This is a genomic window from Gimesia fumaroli (genome assembly GCF_007754425.1).
Taxonomy (GTDB): Bacteria; Planctomycetota; Planctomycetia; order Planctomycetales; family Planctomycetaceae; genus Gimesia; species Gimesia fumaroli.
Genome location: NZ_CP037452.1, coordinates 4,957,956 through 4,978,020, shown reverse-complemented (window position 1 = coordinate 4,978,020; position 20,065 = coordinate 4,957,956). Strand labels below are relative to the sequence as shown.

The 20,065-nt window shown below is 50.4% G+C and carries 10 protein-coding genes; 3 read left to right on the top strand and 7 right to left on the bottom strand.

From position 1 onward, the window contains the following. The first annotated feature begins 268 nt into the window (after window positions 1-268). Both Enr17x_RS18810 and Enr17x_RS18805 read left to right on the top strand, forming a co-directional pair. Window positions 269-3,196, top strand: coding sequence for a c-type cytochrome (locus Enr17x_RS18810; protein ID WP_145311263.1), 2,928 nt, complete (start codon window positions 269-271; stop codon window positions 3,194-3,196). A 198-nt stretch (window positions 3,197-3,394) separates the two neighbouring features. Next, window positions 3,395-4,666, top strand: coding sequence for a DUF3853 family protein (locus Enr17x_RS18805; protein WP_232100772.1), 1,272 nt, complete (start codon window positions 3,395-3,397; stop codon window positions 4,664-4,666). A gap of 43 nt (window positions 4,667-4,709) precedes the next feature. Here the strand turns inward: Enr17x_RS18805 and Enr17x_RS18800 are convergent, their stop codons facing one another. From Enr17x_RS18800 to Enr17x_RS18790, 3 genes are all read right to left on the bottom strand, one after another. Further along, the gene (locus Enr17x_RS18800; protein ID WP_145311262.1) at window positions 4,710-7,604 is read right to left on the bottom strand and encodes a c-type cytochrome domain-containing protein; all 2,895 of its coding nucleotides are present in this window, start codon (window positions 7,602-7,604) and stop codon (window positions 4,710-4,712) included. Between the two features lie 61 nt (window positions 7,605-7,665). Then, the gene (locus Enr17x_RS18795; protein WP_145311261.1) at window positions 7,666-10,182 is read right to left on the bottom strand and encodes a DUF1553 domain-containing protein; all 2,517 of its coding nucleotides are present in this window, start codon (window positions 10,180-10,182) and stop codon (window positions 7,666-7,668) included. A 150-nt stretch (window positions 10,183-10,332) separates the two neighbouring features. Next, window positions 10,333-11,709, bottom strand: coding sequence for a DUF1501 domain-containing protein (locus tag Enr17x_RS18790; RefSeq protein ID WP_145311260.1), 1,377 nt, complete (start codon window positions 11,707-11,709; stop codon window positions 10,333-10,335). Between the two features lie 201 nt (window positions 11,710-11,910). Here Enr17x_RS18790 and Enr17x_RS18785 point away from each other — a divergent pair, with 201 nt between their 5' ends. Further along, window positions 11,911-12,672: an AraC family transcriptional regulator gene (locus Enr17x_RS18785; RefSeq protein WP_145311259.1), complete on the top strand. Its 762-nt coding sequence runs from the start codon at window positions 11,911-11,913 to the stop codon at window positions 12,670-12,672. On the opposite strand, the gene Enr17x_RS18780 is transcribed toward Enr17x_RS18785, so the two are convergent. From Enr17x_RS18780 to Enr17x_RS18765, 4 genes are all read right to left on the bottom strand, one after another. Continuing rightward, window positions 12,669-14,156: a DUF1501 domain-containing protein gene (locus Enr17x_RS18780; protein WP_145311258.1), complete on the bottom strand. Its 1,488-nt coding sequence runs from the start codon at window positions 14,154-14,156 to the stop codon at window positions 12,669-12,671. The two genes, Enr17x_RS18785 and Enr17x_RS18780, sit on opposite strands and share 4 nt — an antisense overlap. A 68-nt stretch (window positions 14,157-14,224) precedes the next feature. Then, window positions 14,225-17,347 carry a DUF1549 and DUF1553 domain-containing protein gene (locus Enr17x_RS29685; RefSeq protein WP_198000671.1) on the bottom strand — a complete coding sequence of 1,041 codons (3,123 nt, stop codon included), beginning with the start codon at window positions 17,345-17,347 and terminating at the stop codon, window positions 14,225-14,227. 94 nt (window positions 17,348-17,441) lie between these two features. Beyond that, window positions 17,442-19,085, bottom strand: a complete 1,644-nt coding sequence (locus Enr17x_RS18770; protein WP_145311257.1) for a LamG-like jellyroll fold domain-containing protein — start codon at window positions 19,083-19,085, stop codon at window positions 17,442-17,444. Then, on the bottom strand, window positions 19,082-19,651 hold the full coding sequence (locus tag Enr17x_RS18765) for a sigma-70 family RNA polymerase sigma factor (protein WP_145311256.1): 570 nt from the start codon (window positions 19,649-19,651) through the stop codon (window positions 19,082-19,084). Before Enr17x_RS18765 ends, Enr17x_RS18770 begins: the two co-directional genes overlap by 4 nt. Between the last annotated feature and the right edge of the window lie 414 nt (window positions 19,652-20,065).

The window sequence follows — 20,065 nt, the reverse complement described above, 5'->3', positions numbered from 1 at the left end:
ATGCAATGATTTCGTAGAAATATCGAGCTTACCTGATAGAAATCAAATAAATAAAAATGAATACAGTCCAGTTTTCAATGCATCAACCAACTGTTATTATGCAAGATAGCGATATTTGGTGATTCGGGTTCCGGCACCAGGAATCCCTTCTTGTTTTCGGATTGAAACGAAATGAGGTTTTCCCGTTTCGAGAGAACGATCAGGCAAACCCTACACCATACTCGGTATTATTTTATTTTCCATTTGACATCGGAGCAGGGGCAGCAACGTGATTCAAGCACTCAGAACTTTATCTATTGCCGTTAGCGCGGTACTGGTCTCGCAGTCGTTAATGGCAGACGACGCCAGTCAGTCGCAGTCAACCCAGAAGTGGACGTTCACTGACAGCGACCATGGCTGGACAGCCTATAAAGATTGTACTTTGGATGTGCAGGATAACGCACTCCAAATTCACAGCACCGGCAAAGATCCTCACTTTGGTCGCGATCTGAAATCTCCTGCCGGCTGGAAAAAAGTCAAACTGCGTGTGCGGTCGACTCAGAGATTGAAGGGGGAAATTTACTGGAAAACTCAAAAGCAAAACGGCTATTCCGACAGCCTCTCGCAAAAGTTTCAGACTAGAAACAACAATAATAACAAATGGCAGGATCTGGCATTTGTCTTTTATGCAGACTCGGAAATAACGGGCCTGCGGATTGATCCTGCCAGTCGAAAGGGACTGGTCGAAATCGAATCGATCTCACTGGAAGATACCGAAGCCCCCGCTTCAGCATCAGCGACGCCTGTCGATCAAATCAAACTGCTCAAGGGGTTCAAAATCGAACTGTTGTATTCTGTTCCTACTGATGTGCAAGGGTCTTGGGTTAGTATGACCATTGATCCCAAAGGACGCTTGATTGCCTCGGATCAGTATGGTGCATTATATCGGATTACTCCTGCCAAAATTGGTTCTCAAGACAACGATACAAAGGTCGAAAAGCTTCCCGTCGATATGGGAATGGCACACGGCTTACTGTATGCGTTTGACAGTCTGTATGCAGTCGTAAATGGCGGCAAGGAACGTCCATCCGGATTATATCGTCTGAAAGATACGAATGGTGACGATCAGTTTGATGACATCAAATTTCTGAGAGAAATCAAAGGAGCTGGTGAACACGGACCTCATGCGATTATTCTTTCGCCTGATAAAAAGTCACTGTATATTGCCGCCGGTAATCATACTGATTTGCCAGCTCCGGAGAAATCGGTCGTGCCTCAAAATTGGGACGAAGACTTACTCTTGCCTCGACTATGGGATGCCCGCGGTCATGCCGCCGGTAAACTGGCACCAGGTGGTTGGATCTGTCGTACCGATCCTGAAGGAAAAGAATTTGAAGTCGTCAGCATTGGGTTCCGTAACGAGTATGACATTGCCTTCAATCCGGAAGGAGAACTGTTTACTTATGATGCTGACATGGAGTGGGATGTGGGTTCGCCCTGGTATCGTCCGACGCGTGTGAATCATGTCACCAGTGGCAGTGAATTCGGCTGGCGCTCCGGTACCGGAAAATGGCCCGATTACTATCCTGACAGTCTGCCCGCGATTGTGAATATCGGTCAGGGATCACCAACGGGGATTGTCTTCGGAACGGGAACTAAATTCCCTGCGAAATATCAGGAAGCTCTGTTTATTTCAGACTGGAGCTACGGAATCATATACGCCGTGCACATGAAGCCACAAGGTGCTTCTTATGTCGCGACCTACGAAAAATTTGCTTCAGCTACTCCGCTTCCCGTAACGGATCTGGTTGTCAATCCCGTGGATGGCGCGTTTTACTTTACCATCGGTGGTCGAAAGACACAGTCCGGCTTATACCGGATTACTTATGTTGGAGATGAGTCCACGGCTCCGGTTGAACCGAAGCCGGATCAGTTGGCAGCCCTGCGGGAATTGCGTCGTGATATCGAAGCATTTCATAGTCAACAGGATGAATCCATTGTCTATTCCGTCTGGCCTTACCTGGGCCACGATGATCGGCACATTCGCTATGCTGCTCGTATCGCATTGGAACATCAACCTGTTGAACAATGGCAGAACTGTGTTCTGTTAGAAAAGGATCCTGCTACGCTGATTAACGCCGGCATCGCCTTGGCGCGAAATGGTAAACCGGGATTTAAAACGCCTTTAATTAACCGGCTGAAGAGCCTGGACTGGAAGGCGTTAAGCCAGACTCAGAAAATGGATTTACTGCGGCTGTATCAGCTCGTATTCATCCGATTGGGAGAACCAACGGAAAAAGAACGCAAAGAAGTGCTCGCACAAATTAACGGCGCTTATCCGGCAAAGAATTCATTCATGAATCGCGAACTGAGTCAGGTTCTGGTTTACTTGAATGTGCCCAAGGTGATTGAACGTACTCTGGAACTGCAGGATAAAGCACTGACTCAGGAAGAGCAGATCCATTATGCCAAAGTGCTCAGCAGTCTGACGACTGGCTGGAACGATGATCTGCGTAAGAAGTATTTCAAATGGTACTTGAAATCGACGGCTCATAAAGGGGGCATGTCATTTAATAAATTCCTCGTCAATATTCGCGCGGAAGCAATTAAAACACTGACAGATGCCGAGAAAGAAACTCTCAAGTCCGTTCTGGAAGTGAATCTGGAAAAAGCGGAGCCCATTGCACAAGGACCGCCACGACCCTTTGTCAAAAAGTGGACCGTCGATGAGCTCTTGAATGCAGCCAATACCGATAAGGTTCAGCGAAGCTTTGATCGGGGACGAGAAATGTTTGCAGCCGCGACCTGTTTCAAATGTCATCGTTTTGCTGGTGAAGGGGGAACGATTGGACCGGATCTTACCGGAGCAGGCGGACGCTTCAATGCACAGAACCTGTTGGAGTCAATCATTGAACCTTCCAAAGTGATTTCCGATCAATACGCTTCAACCATGTTTCTTCTCGATGATGGTCGAGTGGTGAATGGTCGCGTGATCAATCTACACGGTAAGAATTTGATGGTGCTGACTGATATGGCCAACCCCAGCAATTTGACCAGCGTCAATCGGGATATGGTAGAAGAAATGCTGCCTTCCAAGTCGTCTATGATGCCTACTGGTCTCGTTGATACATTGACCAAAGAAGAAGCGCTGGACTTGTTGGCCTATTTGCGATCTGGGGGGAACCCAGATCATGAGCTGTTTAAGAAGAAGGACTAGTTCTGGATAGAACCGTTTTCAGGCCGAATCTTAAAGTCGGTCTGAAAACGGAGAGAAATATGTCTGTTTGCATGTGATCGAACATGCTGCGGCAAAGTATTGAATCTGACTCAAAACGGTCCTGTTTTCTGCGCAAAAATGGGAGCACCCCGGTCTTTGAGTTAATAACTTGAATCTGAAAAGGGCCAAAGTGAAACGATGAAGACTTCCGAACTGATGTCTCGCAGAGACTGGCTGGCCGGCGCAGCTGCCATCGCCTGTGGCGCTACTGTTCAACCTGCAAGAGCAAACACAGCAAAGTCTGTCAAAGTGAAGTCGGTTGCTGCGGTAGTCTCCATCTATGAACCCAAAACTCACGCCGATGTCCTGGTCGGGAAAATCCTGCAAGGTTGGAAACAGGACGGTGGAACAGGTCCGGCTCTTACGTTGTCTTCACTCTACGTGGATCAGATTTCCGATCGGGATCTGTCTCGTCAGATGGCGGCAAAATATAACGTGCCGATTTTCGATACGATTGAAAAGGCAGTTACTGCAGGAATGGACCGAATTCCCGTGGATGGCGTCATCAGTATCGGCGAACATGGGGACTACCCCGTAAATTTCAAAGGGCAGCAGCTTTATCCACGTCGGCGTTTTTTCAAAGAGATTACTGATACCTTTCAGAAATACCACCGCGTGGTGCCGGTGTTTAATGACAAACATCCGGGCCCCGTCTGGACTGATGCAAAATGGATGTATGATCGTGCTCAGGAAATGAAGGTGCCCTTCATGGCCGGTTCGTCACTTCCTTTAACGTATCGAAAACCCGAACTTGATCTACCGCTGGGATCTGAAATCGAGGCCGCGGTGGGAATCGGTTACTCTAATCTCGACCGGTATGGCTTTCATGCACTCGAGTGTTATCAGTGTCTGGTCGAGCGACGCAGGGGGGCAGAAAGTGGCGTGGAATGGGTGCAATATTTAGAAGGCGACTCGATGTGGAATGTCCTTGATGAAGGCCTCGTTTCCCAGAATGTGTTCAATGCCGCGCTGGCGGCGGTACCGAAAGTCAGGCAGGGCGATGTTCGTGACGATCCAGACGCCGGGCTGTTTCTGTTCAGGTACAATGACGGATTTCTGGGAGCCCTGTTCATGCTGCAGTCCGTGAATCGAACTTCAGTGGCGCTGAAACTCAAAGGGCAAGCGAAACCTGTGGCCACTCAGTTTGAAGAGCGAACCGAGCCCGCCCATCCGCATTTTGCATATCTGTTAAAAGGCATCGAACGTATGATTCACACGGGCCGTCCGAGCTATCCCGTAGAGCGGACTATCTTAACCAGTGGCATTCTCGACCGGGCTTTAACCTCACGTTTTCAGGACGGCAAGAAACTGAAAACGCCAGAGCTGGCGATTCGTTATCAACCCGTAGACTATCCCCACGCACCTCAGCCGGATTTGTCTTCGAATCCGTCGCAGCCGTTAGTCAAGTAAAGCATTCCAATCACGTATTTGCCTGACTCGCCTGGCATGCGTTTTACTTCGAACTCGCTGCCAGCTTATCTCTCCGTTTGACATGCAGTAACACGGGAATGGAAGTCTGTTTTCCATCCTGGGCGGCTTGCAGATGGAACAGTCGTGTGGTTTCGGGCACCCACTTGGCAGCGGTCAGATAAAAGGTTCGTTCCTTCATGTTGTCTAAGAGGAGCAGACCGTTCAGGCCGATATTGTCTACGTAGACTCCGTGCGGCAGATTGCGTCCCGCGTACTCACGACCAAAGCTAACCACGCCATTGTAGCCGTTCCGTAACAGCAACACCTTTGCAGCGATGGTTTCACCAGGATGAATCGTCAGCTCCAGTGGTTTGTCTGGGATTTGCTCCAGGTTGTCACCGGCTACGGTTAATGGATTGGTCTTCAGCGATACCATGCGGATGATTAACTTCGGTTTCGGGAGCTGTTGAGCGATTCCCAGGGGATTCACTGCATGGGTTAGTTTCACACCTGCGATGGTGGCGGATGCGGTTGCCTTAATCGGAGTATAGCGGGCATCGTCGGGACGGGATGCGACCAGTGGACCCTCAGACGCTGGAATCGGATCAGCAGAAATTACGCCGTAAGCACGGTCATGGCCGGCTTGAATGATTATTGGAGTGGTCACATGAAAACCGGGTGGGATATCGAAAAGATCAACTTGAATCGGCCCATCAAAGCCATCCAGTCGCTGGGCGACCAGTTCAAACTCTTTACCGCTGCCCGCGTTGACCTTGGGATTGGCGCCTTTCAAGGTGACTTTAAAGTCTGGTCTTCGAGGTCGGACCGTCAACTCGTAATGGAAGTCTTTTCCCTGAAAGCCGCGGACATCGGAAACTCGCACGTAATAGACGCCGTCTTTCGGGGCTTTGAAGATCAATCGCGAATCATCACCTAGCTCGCGGCGGCCGTCATCGTTGTTCTCGTAATAAACAGTGAAAACAGGCAGACCGTTGGGAGGTAACTCGGTTCCCACCGGATGTGGCTCTACGATATAGCACGGTTCGTGTAGTGCATGCGTGATCGGGCTGGTCCCAAAATAAGTATAGCGCTTACCGCCGCTACCGGGATAAACGTTGAAGCCTGAATCGGGACCACGGGGATAGAGCCAGAGCTTGACGATTTCGCCGTTGGCATACAGGTATTCGTTTAATTCCATTTCCTGCCAGTTATGGATTCGAAAATCATTCAGGATATTCGAGTCTTTTCCTCGGAAGGTAAAATAGGAATCACGGACGGCCTGCAGTAAGACGCGTGGAATTTGCTTTCCGTCTGCATCGAGCACTTCAATTTTCGAGTCGAGTTTTGATTTTTTGCGTGCGGCGTTGGTTTCAATGAGCCATTCTTCACCCGCCTTGGATTCAAAGCGATACAGGTCCAGGTCTGTTTGGTTTTGTTGCGTGGGCTGAATTACACCGCTGGCAACAACGGAGGGTGAAGTCAACACAGTCGCCTGATTGGTGTGGTTATTGGGTTCCGCTTCTTTGATCTGAATTGCTTTGGGGATGTCTTTTCGAAGTGAGGAGGCTGTAGAATCGGATTTCGCGACTTGCTGCTTTCCCGTTCGAGCAGCCAGCGTGGCTGGTAGCGGAAACCGTTTTAAGAGTCCGTTACTGAATCCAACAATTGCCGTTTTAGAATCAGGAGCAAACGCAACCGAGGTCGGAATGGTAGGCAGATTTTCGATCACATGTAAGAGCTGAAGCTGATTCGCATCCCAGATCTTTAGAGAAAGGTCATCGGAAATGGATCCCAGCAGTTTTCCATCAGGAGAATGTACAATTTGAATCACTGGATTTTCATGGGCAAACCGGGCATAAGTCAGCGGATTGATTTTTGCTGATTTACGAGAAATAAATTTCCATTTACGGATTCGGTTGTCGGCACCAGCAGCCAGAATCGAGTTGCCATCCGGGCTGAAAGCAACTGTGACCTGTTCCTTGAGTGGTTGGCTGAGTGTATCCAGGCGATTGCCGGTCGCAATCTGCCAGACTTTAACTGTGGAGTCGGCAGACGCACTGGCCAGTGTGGAACTGTCCGGGCTGAATGCCAGATCAAAGACGGCCCCATTGTGGCCAGTCAACAATCGAATTTGTTTCCCTGTTGCCACATCCCACAGAATAATATTTTGATCGTAGCTGCCCGTCGCCAGCGTTTTTTTATCTGGACTGATCTGGGCAGCATACAATACGTCTCGATGTCCAACAAATTCTTTCAGTTTCTTGCCGGTGGCTACATCCCAGATATCAGCCTGTCCGAATAAACCGGTCGTTCCCGATGATGTGATCAGCCATTTTCCATCCGAGCTGAAACGAACGGAATTGACTTTGCCGGGGAGGCCTTTAATCGTACGGACAATTTTGTTCGAGGCTCCCGAGAGCAGATCGACTTCAGAATAACGGGCAATCGCAATCAAATCGTTGGTCGGTGACCACGCCAGCGAGGCAATGGGTTTGGGAACCGTTTTTGACGGTGCGATTTCAGGCACCGTCAGTTCTCTGCGAGCAGGAGTCTTCCCGGAAGGCCCTTTCGCTCCCTGCTTAACCCACTCCGTCAGTAATGTAATTTCCCGGGAAGTAAGTTTCTCTCCACTGTCTTCCGGCGGCATCACCGGTTTGGCTTCACCCGTGATCATGCGAATCAGGCGGCTGCTTTTGCTGTCGCCCGGGAGAACTGCAGGTCCGTGCTTGCCCCCTTTGAGCAGACCGGCATAGGAATCGATGGCGAATTTTCCTTCCGCATCATCGACACTGTGACAGCCTTCGCAATATTTTCGAAACAGGGGGGCGATCTGTTTTGAGTAATCAATCTGCGTTTCGGCGGACTGCAGAGAATCTGCCGGAACGATCAACAAAATGAGCGAGCAAAGCAGGGTGGTTTTTGACAGGAGTTGTAACATCGATGACCTCAAGTCAGTTATATAAAGTGTGTATGATAATTGATGAGTCTGTCTGAAAGCGTTAGTGGTTAAACAGAAACTCGCGGCTGCTCAGGATGCCCCAGAATAAATCTTCTACAGCTTGGCGTTTTTCTGCTTGCGGCGTTTCTGCCAGCAGTTTCGTCAATTCGGTTTCTTCTTTTTTCGTCGGCTTGCGGGACAGACAGAGCATATAAATATCCGCAATCAATTCCTTGTCTGATTTTTGGGCATCCAGTAGTTCCGTAACACGACTCTCTTTGGCTTTGAGCTTGTTGTTGATCGTATCACCGTTCGAAAGGTGCAGGACTTGCACCATTGTGGGTTCTTCCGTCCGTTCGCATTCACAGGTAATCATCCGCTCATTCCGCCCGAAGGTTTTCAGGAAGTAGGAGATCACAGAGGAGTCATATAGCTGAATCGCCCGGGTCCCTTTGGGGTAAAAGTCCGTTTTTTGCGGGTTCGGTTCAAAATACTTTGTGAACTCGTCGGGGACATCGGTGACTTGCGAAATGGCATCGAGCAGTACCTCAGCCATCATGCGGCGGGGATAATACCGCGAGTAAAATCGCTTTTCATCTTTATTCTCCGGTAGGGGCTGACTGCTGCGTTGGTAAGCCGCTGATTGCAGTATGGCTTTCATCAGTGCTTTCAAATCAAACTGCTGCTGAACCAGATAATCAGACGTCGCCGCCAGTAGTTCTTCATTGCTGGCCGGGTTTGATTCCCGCATGTCATCGACAGACTCGACCAGTCCTACGCCGAAGAAGTTAGCCCAGATCCGGTTGGTAATCGAACGGCTGAATAAGTGATTCTCTTTCGAAGTCAGCCAGTTGGCCAGATAAACGCGGCGGTCTTCCGGGGCATTGATGTCAATCGGCGTTCCATCCAGTGGAGTCGGTGGCTGCGGTTTGCCCGTCAATGGTTGTACCAGATCTCCTTCGGTCGCCACGAACAGGGTCCGGATGCCATCGCCTGAACTTTTACTGCCACCCCAACCTTTGGCACGAACACGAGAAAAGAAATTCGCCATCGCGTAATATTGATTATTCGTCCATTTCTCCAACGGATGGTTATGGCATTTCGCACATCCGATTGCCAGCCCCAGAAAGGCCTGGCTGACATTTTCGGTCATCGATTCCGGATCCTGGTGGATCGCGTAAAAATTGGTAGCGCCGTTTTCGACACTGCTTCCCTGCGCGGTGATCAATTCACGCACCATCTGATCCCAGGGAGTATTCTGCTTCACATGCGAGTGAATCCATTCGTGATAGGCTTTTACAGCCTGAGGGCGAATGAGGGCTCCGTTAACCAGTAGCAGATCCGACCATTTGTAGGTCCAGTAGTCTACAAATTCCGGACGATCCAGTAGTTGGTCAATCAGTTTATTTCGTTTTTCGGAACTGTTGTCGGTAACAAACGCCTTCACTTCTTCTGGTTTGGGTAGCGTGCCGATGGTGTCGATGAAGGCTCTGCGGATAAAGTCGGCGTCATTCGATTGAGGAGAAGGGGGGAGGTTTAACCGTTTTAATTGTTTAATCACCAGCTCATCGATGAAGTTGTATTTCGGCGACTGAGCATACAGTGCGGGATCGATTTTCTGTTCGTAAGGCGATGTGATTTTGGAGATCGCGATTTTACTGGAGAAATTACAGACAATCGCCCCTTCTCCAAAACCGGTGACTTTAACTGTTCCCAGTGCGTCAACGGATGCCACGCTTTCATTGACCGAGGAAAACGCGGTCCACTGTGTTACATCGCGTACTGACTGATCGGAATAGTGTGCCTGCACGAGCAGGTTTTGCGTTTGGCCTTTCGTCAGGATGGAGCGGGCCGGCAGGACTTCCAGGCGTTCGATGACCGGATCGGTTTCAGCGGGAGCAGGGGCACCTTGCGCAATCCATTCCGACAGAATACGGTATTCGGGTGAATCGGTTTCGAAACGCACGCCCCCTTTGTGAGGCACAGCGCCCGTCGGTTTGATCAGAAACAGGCTGCGTGCCGGGTCGGACAGTTCAATTCGGCGTCCGCGTGACTGTTTCACGATGGTATGAAAGTCTCCCTTAACATCATAGGCTTTCAATGACAAACGAAAACCGCCTTTGCCGGCGAGGGCCCCATGGCAGGGACCGGAATTACAGGCTGCTTTGGTTAAGACGGGCTGCACATCGTTACGGAAACTCCATTGATGCGGTTTGTCGATTCCTGTAACAGTGACCTGACTGCTCGTCTTCAATTTTCCCAGCGTTGCTGTTACGATCGCCGTTCCATTCCCAACGGGAACAACGGTCTGACTGTCAATCTTAACCACCGCAGGATTGCTGGAGACGAGTTGGGATTCCGCCGTGACTGGCCCTGCAATTTCGTTGTCCTGGTTGATTTTCTGAACCGAAACGCCATGCCGTGCTTCTTTGCCGGAGAGGTGAATCGTTTCTGGAAGCAGGACGGTTTTCTCAACAGCATCCGCAGCACGGAGAGAGCCCGAGTGTAAGCCGGGCGTTAGCAGTCCGGTCAGAATCAAAAACAGTGTGAAACGTGTGACTCGTCTGGCAGGAAACATAGAGCACTTCTCTTTGGAGTAGGGATAGTTTGCTTTGAGTGATGACGTAACGGGAGTGTTTACAGGAGTATGGGGCAGACTCCCGGTACGATTTGGTGAAATCGTAATTTATATTAACATCAGCCGTTCAACAGGTCTGATGGTCTGTTGCTAAAACAGCTCGCGGATTTCATGCTTGCCCACATCAACCAGTGGGAAGGGGCGGCCTGAAGGACCGGGCAGCACAGTATGCAAATCGAAGCCGAGGCTATGATAAACGGTTGCTGCCAGATCACCGGGAGAAACAGGATGATCTGCGGGAACACCACCGATCGGGTCACTGCTGCCGACAACACGTCCGCCTTGCACGCCGCCACCGGCAAAGTAGGTGGTGAAACATTGAGGCCAGTGATCTCGCCCACCGGCGGGATTGACTTTCGGGGTGCGACCAAACTCAGCCACGTTGCAGACCAGTGTTTCGTCCAGCATGCCTCGATCATAAAGATCTTCAATCAATGCGCTATAGGCCTGATCATACATCGGAGCCACAATATTTTTCATGCCTTCAATGGAAGTGAAGGGCTTGGAACCGTGAATGTCCCAGGTGACTTCGTTGAAGACTGTCAGGAATGTATTGATAGTCACAAAACGCACGCCCGATTCTACCAGCCGACGGGCCAGCAGACAGCACTGACCGAAACGGTTCATGCCGTACCGTTCCCGGACCTTGTTCGGTTCTTTAGCCAGATCAAATGCTTCGCGCGCTTCTTTACTGGTCATCAGACGGTAGGCGGAATGGAAATTTCCGTTCAGCAGCTTGGCGTCTTCGGTAGATTCAAAATAGTCGATTGTATTATCCACAACATCACGGATTTTCTTGCGACGTTCCAGACGGGCCGTGCCGATCTCTTTGGGAGGCAGCATGTCGGGAACCTTGAAGTTGGGCTTAGACGGGTCTGCCATCAAGGCGAATGGATCATGGGCTTTTCCCAGAAAGCCACCTGCTTGACCATTGGGAAGATTTCCGCCACCCCGGCCCATGGTTTCAGGCAGAACCACATTCGCAGGGAGATCGGTTTTACGGCCACGGAGATAATCAACGACAGAACCGATATGCGGGGTATTGACTCCGCCGGTAAACAGGCGACCGGTCTGCATCATCTGCCAGCCAGCATCATGGACGGCGGCGGCGTTATGGTAACAGGAACGGACCAGCGAAAATTTATCAGCAACTTTCGCATGCAGAGGCAGAATTTCAGAAATATTGATGTCAGGGGATGCGGTGTCAATTGGTTTGAAAGGGCCTCGGATTTCCGCCGGGGCATCCGGTTTCATATCGAAGGTATCCAACTGGCTGGGGGCACCCAGATTGAAGATCATGATTGCCGACCGGTTATCGTTCTTTTTGTCGACCAGCCCCTGGTCTTTGGCTTCCAGATATTGGGGGAGAGAAAGTCCCATCGCACCCAGTGTGCCGACTTGCAGGAAGTCTCTGCGTGTAACTCCGCTACAGGTATGTGCTGTGCCCTGACCAGTAAACTTCAGCATAATGCACCCCAAGATATTAAATTTAAAAACAGAATCAGACGGTTTAAAGTCGATTCTGTAGTGTGATTCCGAAGAAAGAATTCAAAAGCATCGATTTCGATGATGCGCAAGAAATTCCTTATTCGTTTATTTTTGCATATAGTAGACGGCCAGATCAACGTCGTCTTGTAGAAAACACGCATAAATTTGTATTATTTACGCATGACTGATTCGCAGCAATTTCGGAACGATTTTATCAAACGGCTGGATAACAAGCTCCATCTGGAAGAGTTATTCAATTATATTCCGGACGCGTATTTCTTTGCGAAGGATTCTGAAGGCCGGTTTATCAAAATCAGTCGCACCTGGATGGACGTTCGCGCGATCCCCAGAGAAGAAGATATCATCGGTAAGACCGATTTTGATATTCATCCGAAAGATTTAGCGCAACAATATGTCGCTGAAGATCAACGCGTGATGGAATCGGCGGCTCCCCTCGCCAATCAGGTCTGGCTAATTCCCGATCGAAGTGGAAACTTAAAATGGTATCTCTGTAGTAAAATTCCTCTGTTCGGGGATGGTGGTAAGGTAATCGGCGTCGCGGGAGTCTTACGTGATATTAAAGTCGCGGGTGCTGAATTCCAGTCTTATCAGGAATTGGATAAAGTCATTGCCTATGTTCTCGAACATTATCATGAACGGATACAGATTTCGGATCTGGCCGATTTGATCTATTTATCCGTCAGCCAGTTGGATCGTAAATTCAAAAAGCTGTATCAGATCACGCCACAAAAATATATTTTGCGTGTGCGAATCAACGCCGCCTGCCAGTCGTTGACACGGACAGAAAAAAGGATTTCTGAAATCGCACTCGAATCCGGTTTTTATGATCAGAGCTATTTTACCAAACAGTTTGTAAACCTGATGGGTGTTTCGCCTTCCGAGTATCGTCGCAGATTCAAACAGTCGGAAACAGATTCCTAAGCGATGATTTTATCGATCACATGTCCGCCGACATCGGTTAGCCGGAATCGTCGTCCGCTGTAAAGATAGGTCAGCTTTTCGTGATCCATTCCCAGCAGTCTTAAGATGGTGGCGTGCAGGTCATTCACGTGGACCTTATCCTCGGCGGCTTTGAAGCCGATTTCATCGGTGGCCCCATAGGTGGTGCCCGCTTTCACTCCGCCGCCTGCCATCCAGGTGGTGAAGGCATGCGGGTTGTGATCGCGTCCGGGAGTCGCTCCTTTCTGGGCGATCGGCAGGCGGCCAAATTCTCCGCCCCAGATCACCAGCGTTTCATTGAGTAATCCGCGCGATTCCAGGTCAGCCAGCAAAGCAGCGATCGGTTGGTCTGTTTCCGCGGCGAATCCACTGTGATTGCCTTTGATATCCGAGTGTCCGTCCCAACTCCGCTGGTTTTCCATACCGCCTGAATAAATCTGTACGAAGCGGGTGCCGCGCTCCACCATTCGTCGAGCGATCAGGCATTGTTTCGCGAAGTGCTCACACTTTTTTGTACCAATGCCGTATTGTTCCTGCAGATGTTTGGGCTCTCGCGAAATATCTAGTGCTTCCGGGGCAGCGCTCTGCATCCGATAAGCGAGCTCAAAACTTTCAATTCGCGCGGCCAGTTCCTGGTCGCCTTCATTCTGCTGTAGGTGTTGACGATTCAAAGACTTGAGCAGGTCAAGCTGTGAACGTTGTCGCCCTTTTTCTGTCAGAACGGAGGGGGGCTGCAGATTATCAATGGGTTCGCCTGTAGGACGTAAATAAGTGCCTTGGAAAACACTGGGAAGAAATCCGGCGCCCCAGTTCAAGCTGTGTCCTTTGGGAAGTCCTCTGCCGAGCGGGTCCGACATCACAACGAAGGCCGGCAGGCTGTTGCTTTCGGAACCTAAGCCATATGTCACCCACGAACCAACACAGGGGTGACCCATTTTGGGAACACCGCAATTCATCATGAATAACGCGGGGCTGTGATTGTTCGATTCCGTATGACCGGAATGGATAAACGCCATTTTGTCCACGTGCTGCGAGAGGTTGGGGAAGATATCAGAAACCCATTTCCCTGATTCGCCATGCTGTTTAAATTTAAACGGACTTTTCATCAAAGGCCCGACGGCATTCTGGAAGAACCCGGTTTTATTATCGAAGCCTTCCAGTGCGACGCCATCCCGTTTTTCGAGTTCTGGTTTGTAGTCCCAGGTATCGACGTGGCTGGGACCGCCGTTAATAAACAGCCAGATGACGGCTTTCGCTTTTGCCGGCATGTGAGTCGGCTTCGGCGCCAGGGGATTGGTGGCTTTGATTGATGGAGCAGCATCGGCGGATTCCAGCATGCCTTCCTGTTTTAACAGGCTGAGCAGACCCAGCGTACCCAAGCCCCCGCCGGCTCGTTTGAGTAACTGCCGTCGTGCCAGGAGTTGGTTCAAGGAGATTGCCGGTAGTTCTGAATAAGATTGTGTCATTTTACTTCCCCAATGAAAAATGTTGGGCGATTTATTTTGTTGTTATGCTTTGGATTCAAATATTGGTATCAGTTTGGGTATACAAATTCGTTGGTGCTTAATAACGCGTGTGTGAAATCGGTCAGCGCCAGCAAGGTTGGCTCAGGCAGCTTTTCGGCTGTATATGACTTTTGATGTTGTTGAATGAACGCCAGTGAAACCGCGGATTCATTAGCACTGGGAGCACGTCCCAGAGCGATTTGATAGGCGGCTTCAATCGATTTCTCCAGGGAATCCGGATGCTGCTTTTGAACTCGTTTTGCAAATGACCTGGCACTTTCACGAATGAATTTGGCATTCATGAACAGCAGTGCCTGCGGTGCAATCGTGGTGCTGGAACGCTGCCCGATGCTGACTAACGCTTCGGGGGCATCAAACAGCTGCATCATGGGAATAAGTTTGCTGCGTTTGATTTTGAAATAGATGCTGCGACGCTGGCTGTCTTGCTGCAGAGTTCCCGGCCCGTACATCGTTGTATCAAGCCGATTGCCAATGTAGAGAATCGAATCGCGAATGGCTTCCCCTTCCAGTCTCTGAGGCGAACGGCGCCAGTGCAGCCTGTTTTCCGGATCCAGTTTTGATTTTTCCTCATCGAAGTCGGTGGACTGCCGGTAGGTCGCACTCAGCATGATCTGCTTATGTAACGGTTTCAGATGCCAGCCGTGCTGAATGAGCTGATTGGCTAAATAATCGAGCAGTTCCGGATGAGTCGGTCGCTCTCCCTGCAGGCCGAAGTCGTTGGGAGTCGCGACAATTCCACTGCCGATATGGTGCTGCCAGACCCGGTTGACCATCACACGGGCCAGTAATGCACCCGCACCCTGTTTGGTGTCTGTCATCCAGTTCGCCAGTGACGTGCGGCGGTACGAGGTCGTCGCCGATTTGGGAGGGGCTTCGATCCACGCTTTTTCCTGTTGGGGAGCACGCATCAATACCTGCAGGAAGCCTTGTTGGGCAACGTCCCCTTTTTGCTCCGTGTCTCCGCGAGTAAGAAAATACGTTTCGTCAAAGAAATCTTTGCCTTGCGTATGATGCCGCACCGGTTTGATGTCCGGTCCTTCGCTGCAGATCATGACTTTCGTCAAAGCCGGCTGAGGTTCCGTTTTGAGATGCTGATTGACTTTTGTAGACAAGGCGACCCATTGGGAATCTTGCTCACGAAAGCGGCGTTCGAGAATCTGTTTCTGAGCGTCAGTTAGTTTTTCCGGGTGCCCCTGTTCTACTAATTGCAGGGCCTGTGAAAGTTGCTCGGGACTGCCGGCTCCTGTTTTGATGGAAGGAGAACTTGAGTTGCTCACCGAAAAACGCGGGCGACCGATGCTGTGATTCACATTGTTTGTGAACGACATGGTAATGGTCAGCTCGGTCTCACCTTCTATTTCCAGAGGTGTTTCCAGGTCGAACACAATTGCCTGATCTTTCCCGATGCCTCCAAAATCGACGGCCCAACCGGAACCGTATTGTCCGTCAATGGCACTCGCGGCTGAGAGAGTGGTCTTGTTCTGCTCATGCGTCGCCCGGGCGTTGGTCAGTTTAACGTCTTTCGCGGCTCCTTTTTTCTCTGTAACAGATTTCGCTTTGACTTTAAATGCGGTGAGAGAGAAGTTACCGTTCACGGCCCGGCCCGGCCCCTGTTTCGGTAAAGAGCGATGGCTTAACGTTTCGAGACGAATCGAACGGATCGGCGTGACATTGGTTCGCAGCTTAAACGTGTACTGATCCTGATTGATATTGGGGCCACTAACCAGCACCGAACCATCTTCCAGTGTTTCGAAACGGGCTTTCCCTTTTGAACTGTGGCTCATAACGTGGGGCACAATCCATTCATCAAGTTGCGACGCATCAACCTTTCCCTGTTTCAGCCAGTCAGCAAACTTCGGTTTGATCTGGCTGGTTTCATATTCCTGTAATGCTTTGACCAGCGGTGCGTGTGCCTGATCAAATTTGGCTTTGTCCTGTTTGTATTTTTCGGGGTCCAGATCGATTTCGATTTCCGTGCGGACGGTCGTTGTGAATGTGGACAGCATGCGGTAATAGTCTTCGCTGCCAATCGGATCAAACTTGTGATCGTGACACCGCGCACATCCCACGCTCAGTCCCAGCATCGCCAGGCCGGTCGTATTCAACATGTCGTCGAGTGCATCATAGCGGGTACGCTCGACTTCGTTGGCGGTGATCTGTGTGGGGAACACGCCTGCGCCGAGGAATCCGGTTGCCATCAGAGCCAGCGGATCATCGGGGGCGATCTCATCTCCGGCCAACTGCCATTTTACAAATTGATCGTAGGGCATATCCTGGTTCAACGCTTTGATGACAAAGTCCCGATAGTGATAGGCAAAGTTGCGATCGTAGTCGTGTTCAAAGCCATGACTCTCTGCAAAGCGGGCGATGTCCAGCCAGTGCCGGGCCCAGCGTTCGCCGTAACGGGGGCTGGCCAGTAACCGGTCAATCAGATTTTCATAAGCATCGGGGGACTGGTCGGCAAGAAATTCATCAACTTCGGCCGGAGTCGGGGGGAGGCCAATCAAATCGAAATACGCGCGGCGGATATAGGACCGCTTGCTGACGGGATCGTTCGGCGTCAGTCCTTTTTCTTCCTGCTTTGCCAGAATAAAAGAATCGATGTCATTCTGACGCCAGCTTTGATTTTTGACTTTCGGGACGGAAGGAGAGCTCAGAGGTTGAAATGACCAGAATTTACGGTCGTCGTCTGTGACGACCAGTTTACCTGAGTCCGCTTTATCCGATGTTGCAAGAGGTTTGTCATAAGGGGCGCCCAGATCAATCCACTTGGACAGATTGGCGATTTCCTTCTCCGAGAGTTTCTTTTCCTTGAGCGGCATATTGGGTTCTTCGCGGTGCTCAACCAGCGCCATCAGGTAGCTCGCTTTCCCCGTCTTTTCGATCATGCCACTGTCGAGCAGGAATTTGCGGTTGGAAAGATCGAAGTCCCCTTTGACCGATTTGCCGCCATGACATTTCAGACATTTTTCAACTAACAGCGGCCGCACTTCTTTTTTGAAGAGCTCCAGTCCCTGTTGCATGCGTTTCGCATGATCGGGTGGAAGGGCTGGTTTCTTTTCTGCCGCAGAGAGAGAAACGGGTAACAGGATACCGACCAACAGTATGAGCGCGCTTGTCGAATTCCGCATCAAAGCCTCGTCGTCTTGAATGTAAAGTCAGGTGAGATTTCAGGGAGTGAGTATGGTTAATCTATATGTCACAACAAATTCGTTGAGAAATCAATCAGGAATTGGGTTTTCCGGACTGATACAGCTTCAAAATTTCGTCTGCCGATAAGGCCCGTCCAAATAACGCAAATTCATCCAGGCGGCCGTTTAAACTTCGGATGGAATGTTCGCCCGTGTGCTCCTGCGGTCGCCAGTTGCCGATTTCGGCAGGGCCAATCACCAGTGGAATCGGGTTTTCAATTTTATGATGGCTGACGGGAACACCATCCAGATAGTGCACGACTTCTTTGTTCTGGTGATCATATACGGTCGCCAGATGAATCCAGCGGCCCAGGTCGGTGGGCTGTAAAACGACGGGTGAGAAAAAGTTCTTCCCGGGGCCGGTTTTGACGCCCAGAATGATTTCGCCTTTATCACTGAGCTGCCAGTGCGGGTTGCCCGCATTGTATCCATCGGTGAGCATGAGCGAGCTGAGCCAGCGATCGAAACCTTCAATACGGACCCAGGCCATCAAGGTCAGTGACTCATATTCGCCCGGAACATGCAGACGAACGCGGTCGCTGGTGCGTTTAAATTCTAACGCTCGTTTTTGTGGCCAGCGGCCTGACGTCCATTGGCAGCCCACAATGGCGCCATCGGCAGAGGACGCTTCCAGTTTTTTATTCTTGAGTGTGCGTAACCAGTTCGAGGATTCTTCGAAATCGTAATAGGCGATCAAAGATGGATCCGCTTTGAGGGCGGCATTCTGTTCCTGCCAGCGGGTGAATTGCTGTGCCTGCTGTTGTTCTGCCAGGTGCGAGAGTTCTTCTGGATTGATGAGCGGCATCATTGCTTCGGTTAAACGGTTGATCGAACCCCGTTGATCAAACTGAACGCCTTCTCCGGTTTTTAGACTTTGAATCCCGGAACGCGTTGTCTGTTGATCGGGCGAATGCAGTTCCACTTCGCCGTCAATGACCTGTACCTGTCCGTTGCCGGTCGCATCAAGAGAGAGCGTGAATTCGGTTCCCAGATCGACGACGTTCAATCGCGACGTTTGAATCGTAAAGCCATGCGCCTGTTCGGGGACCGATGCCCGGACTTTGCCGTATTGACAAAAGGCTTTGAGTGGCGAAATCAATTCGAATGCAGCGGGCCCTTCAATGAGGACCGTGGCACCGCTGATCAGTTCCACCTGAATCGTGCCGCGTTTCAGTTTCAACCACCCCGCGGATAAGCCGGCGCCGGTCTGTAGATTACGAGGCGTATCCCACACCACACCGACGGCTTGCGTTAACAGTGCGATGTGATCCGTTTTAGGCACATTCGTTTCGGGTTCCGGTATATTTTCAGGAGAATCTGCGATCAACGGCTCATGGCCTGAACCGGTATTCCAGCCGGCATAATACGCCAGTGAAAGTAAGAGTGTCGCCGCTACGAGTGACGTCACCAATAAGAGCAGAAAGCGGGGAGTCCCTAATTTTGTATGTTGTTCTGGCTGCGTGGGATGGGGAATCCAGTCTTCAGACTCATTCGTTTCCGTCGCCCAGGTTGAGAGCCCCGAATGCACGCGCATATAATCGACGTAAAGCTGTCGCTGCTGTGGATCTTCTTTCAGACGCCGTTCCAATGCGACATGATCTTGCGGGCTGATATCTCCCTGCAGGAATGCGTCGATCAGTTGGATGAGTTCGTGATTGTGAGGAGTTGTATTTTTCATGAGCCCGCCTCCGCTGAATGGAGCGACTGTTGCATGCAGTCCATCAGTCGCAGTCGTAAGCGAGAGAGCTTTTTGTAAATCGCATCGCTGGACCGTCCCAGATGTTCGGCGACTTCTTTGATCGTACGTTGACTGTGATAACAATCCCGGATGAGCTGTCTGTTCTCGCCTTCCAGTTTCTGGATACAGTTTTCGAGTGCCTGTTTTTCTCGATCCGTTTCGGGAAGCGTGCTTGTCTGGTGTTCTGCAATCAGTGACAGCACTTCGTCAGAAAAATAGAGCCGATCCCGACTCTGCACCCGTTGAAAATTTTTGACCTCGTAAAAGGCAACTCCACAGGCCCAGGAAGAAAAACTCTGTTTTGAGTCAAAAGTATTCCATTTTCTCCACAAAACCAGACACGTTTGCTGAAAGACATCTTCGGCATCGGTCTGGTGAGGCAGCAGGGTTCCTATAAAACCACGAATCAGGCTGTGATGCCGCGCCAGCAATGAGACAAATTGCTCATTAGGGACCGGTCCCGGGTCTGCTGCTGTGTCTGGTTGTGATTCCAATGAATTGTCCATATCAGTAATCGTACGCAAATGCACAAAACGGACGGAAAGAAACCGCGTTTTTTTCTTAAACCGAGGGCTGCTATGATCAGGACTCGATGTAAGTCCCTGAATTTGCGGAATTTATGCTCTGGATTTGGATTCGTGTTTTTTCGAGGAAATTGTTTACTTCACTCGAAAATGAGTGATGGTTGTATTACTTTGAGATTGTTCCAATTGTCATCCTTTATCTTACCCGGCTTCTGAGGAAATGGGAGATCCATTTCCTCGGTTCCACAAAGTGCGAATTACCTATACAGAAAGTTTTTTGGTACTGTCGTCTATTCTACCGGTAATCGCAAATCTCATTTGCCGCGCCACTTGCGAGTTTATTGTAGAACGGGTAATCTCCTTGGGTTATTATTTATCATTTCCCCTGCTCGGCTG

Excerpts from the sequence above, each read along its gene's own strand:
- Enr17x_RS18795 (WP_145311261.1), bottom strand. The coding sequence starts at position 10,182 with ATGTTTCCTGCCAGACGAGTCACACGTTTCACACTGTTTTTGATTCTG.
- Enr17x_RS29685 (WP_198000671.1), bottom strand. The coding sequence starts at position 17,347 with ATGCGGAATTCGACAAGCGCGCTCATACTGTTGGTCGGTATCCTGTTA.
- Enr17x_RS18790 (WP_145311260.1), bottom strand. The coding sequence starts at position 11,709 with ATGCTGAAGTTTACTGGTCAGGGCACAGCACATACCTGTAGCGGAGTT.
- Enr17x_RS18780 (WP_145311258.1), bottom strand. The coding sequence starts at position 14,156 with ATGACACAATCTTATTCAGAACTACCGGCAATCTCCTTGAACCAACTC.
- Enr17x_RS18805 (WP_232100772.1), top strand. The coding sequence starts at position 3,395 with ATGAAGACTTCCGAACTGATGTCTCGCAGAGACTGGCTGGCCGGCGCA.
- Enr17x_RS18785 (WP_145311259.1), top strand. The coding sequence starts at position 11,911 with ATGACTGATTCGCAGCAATTTCGGAACGATTTTATCAAACGGCTGGAT.
- Enr17x_RS18770 (WP_145311257.1), bottom strand. The coding sequence starts at position 19,085 with ATGAAAAATACAACTCCTCACAATCACGAACTCATCCAACTGATCGAC.
- Enr17x_RS18800 (WP_145311262.1), bottom strand. The coding sequence starts at position 7,604 with ATGTTACAACTCCTGTCAAAAACCACCCTGCTTTGCTCGCTCATTTTG.
- Enr17x_RS18765 (WP_145311256.1), bottom strand. The coding sequence starts at position 19,651 with ATGGACAATTCATTGGAATCACAACCAGACACAGCAGCAGACCCGGGA.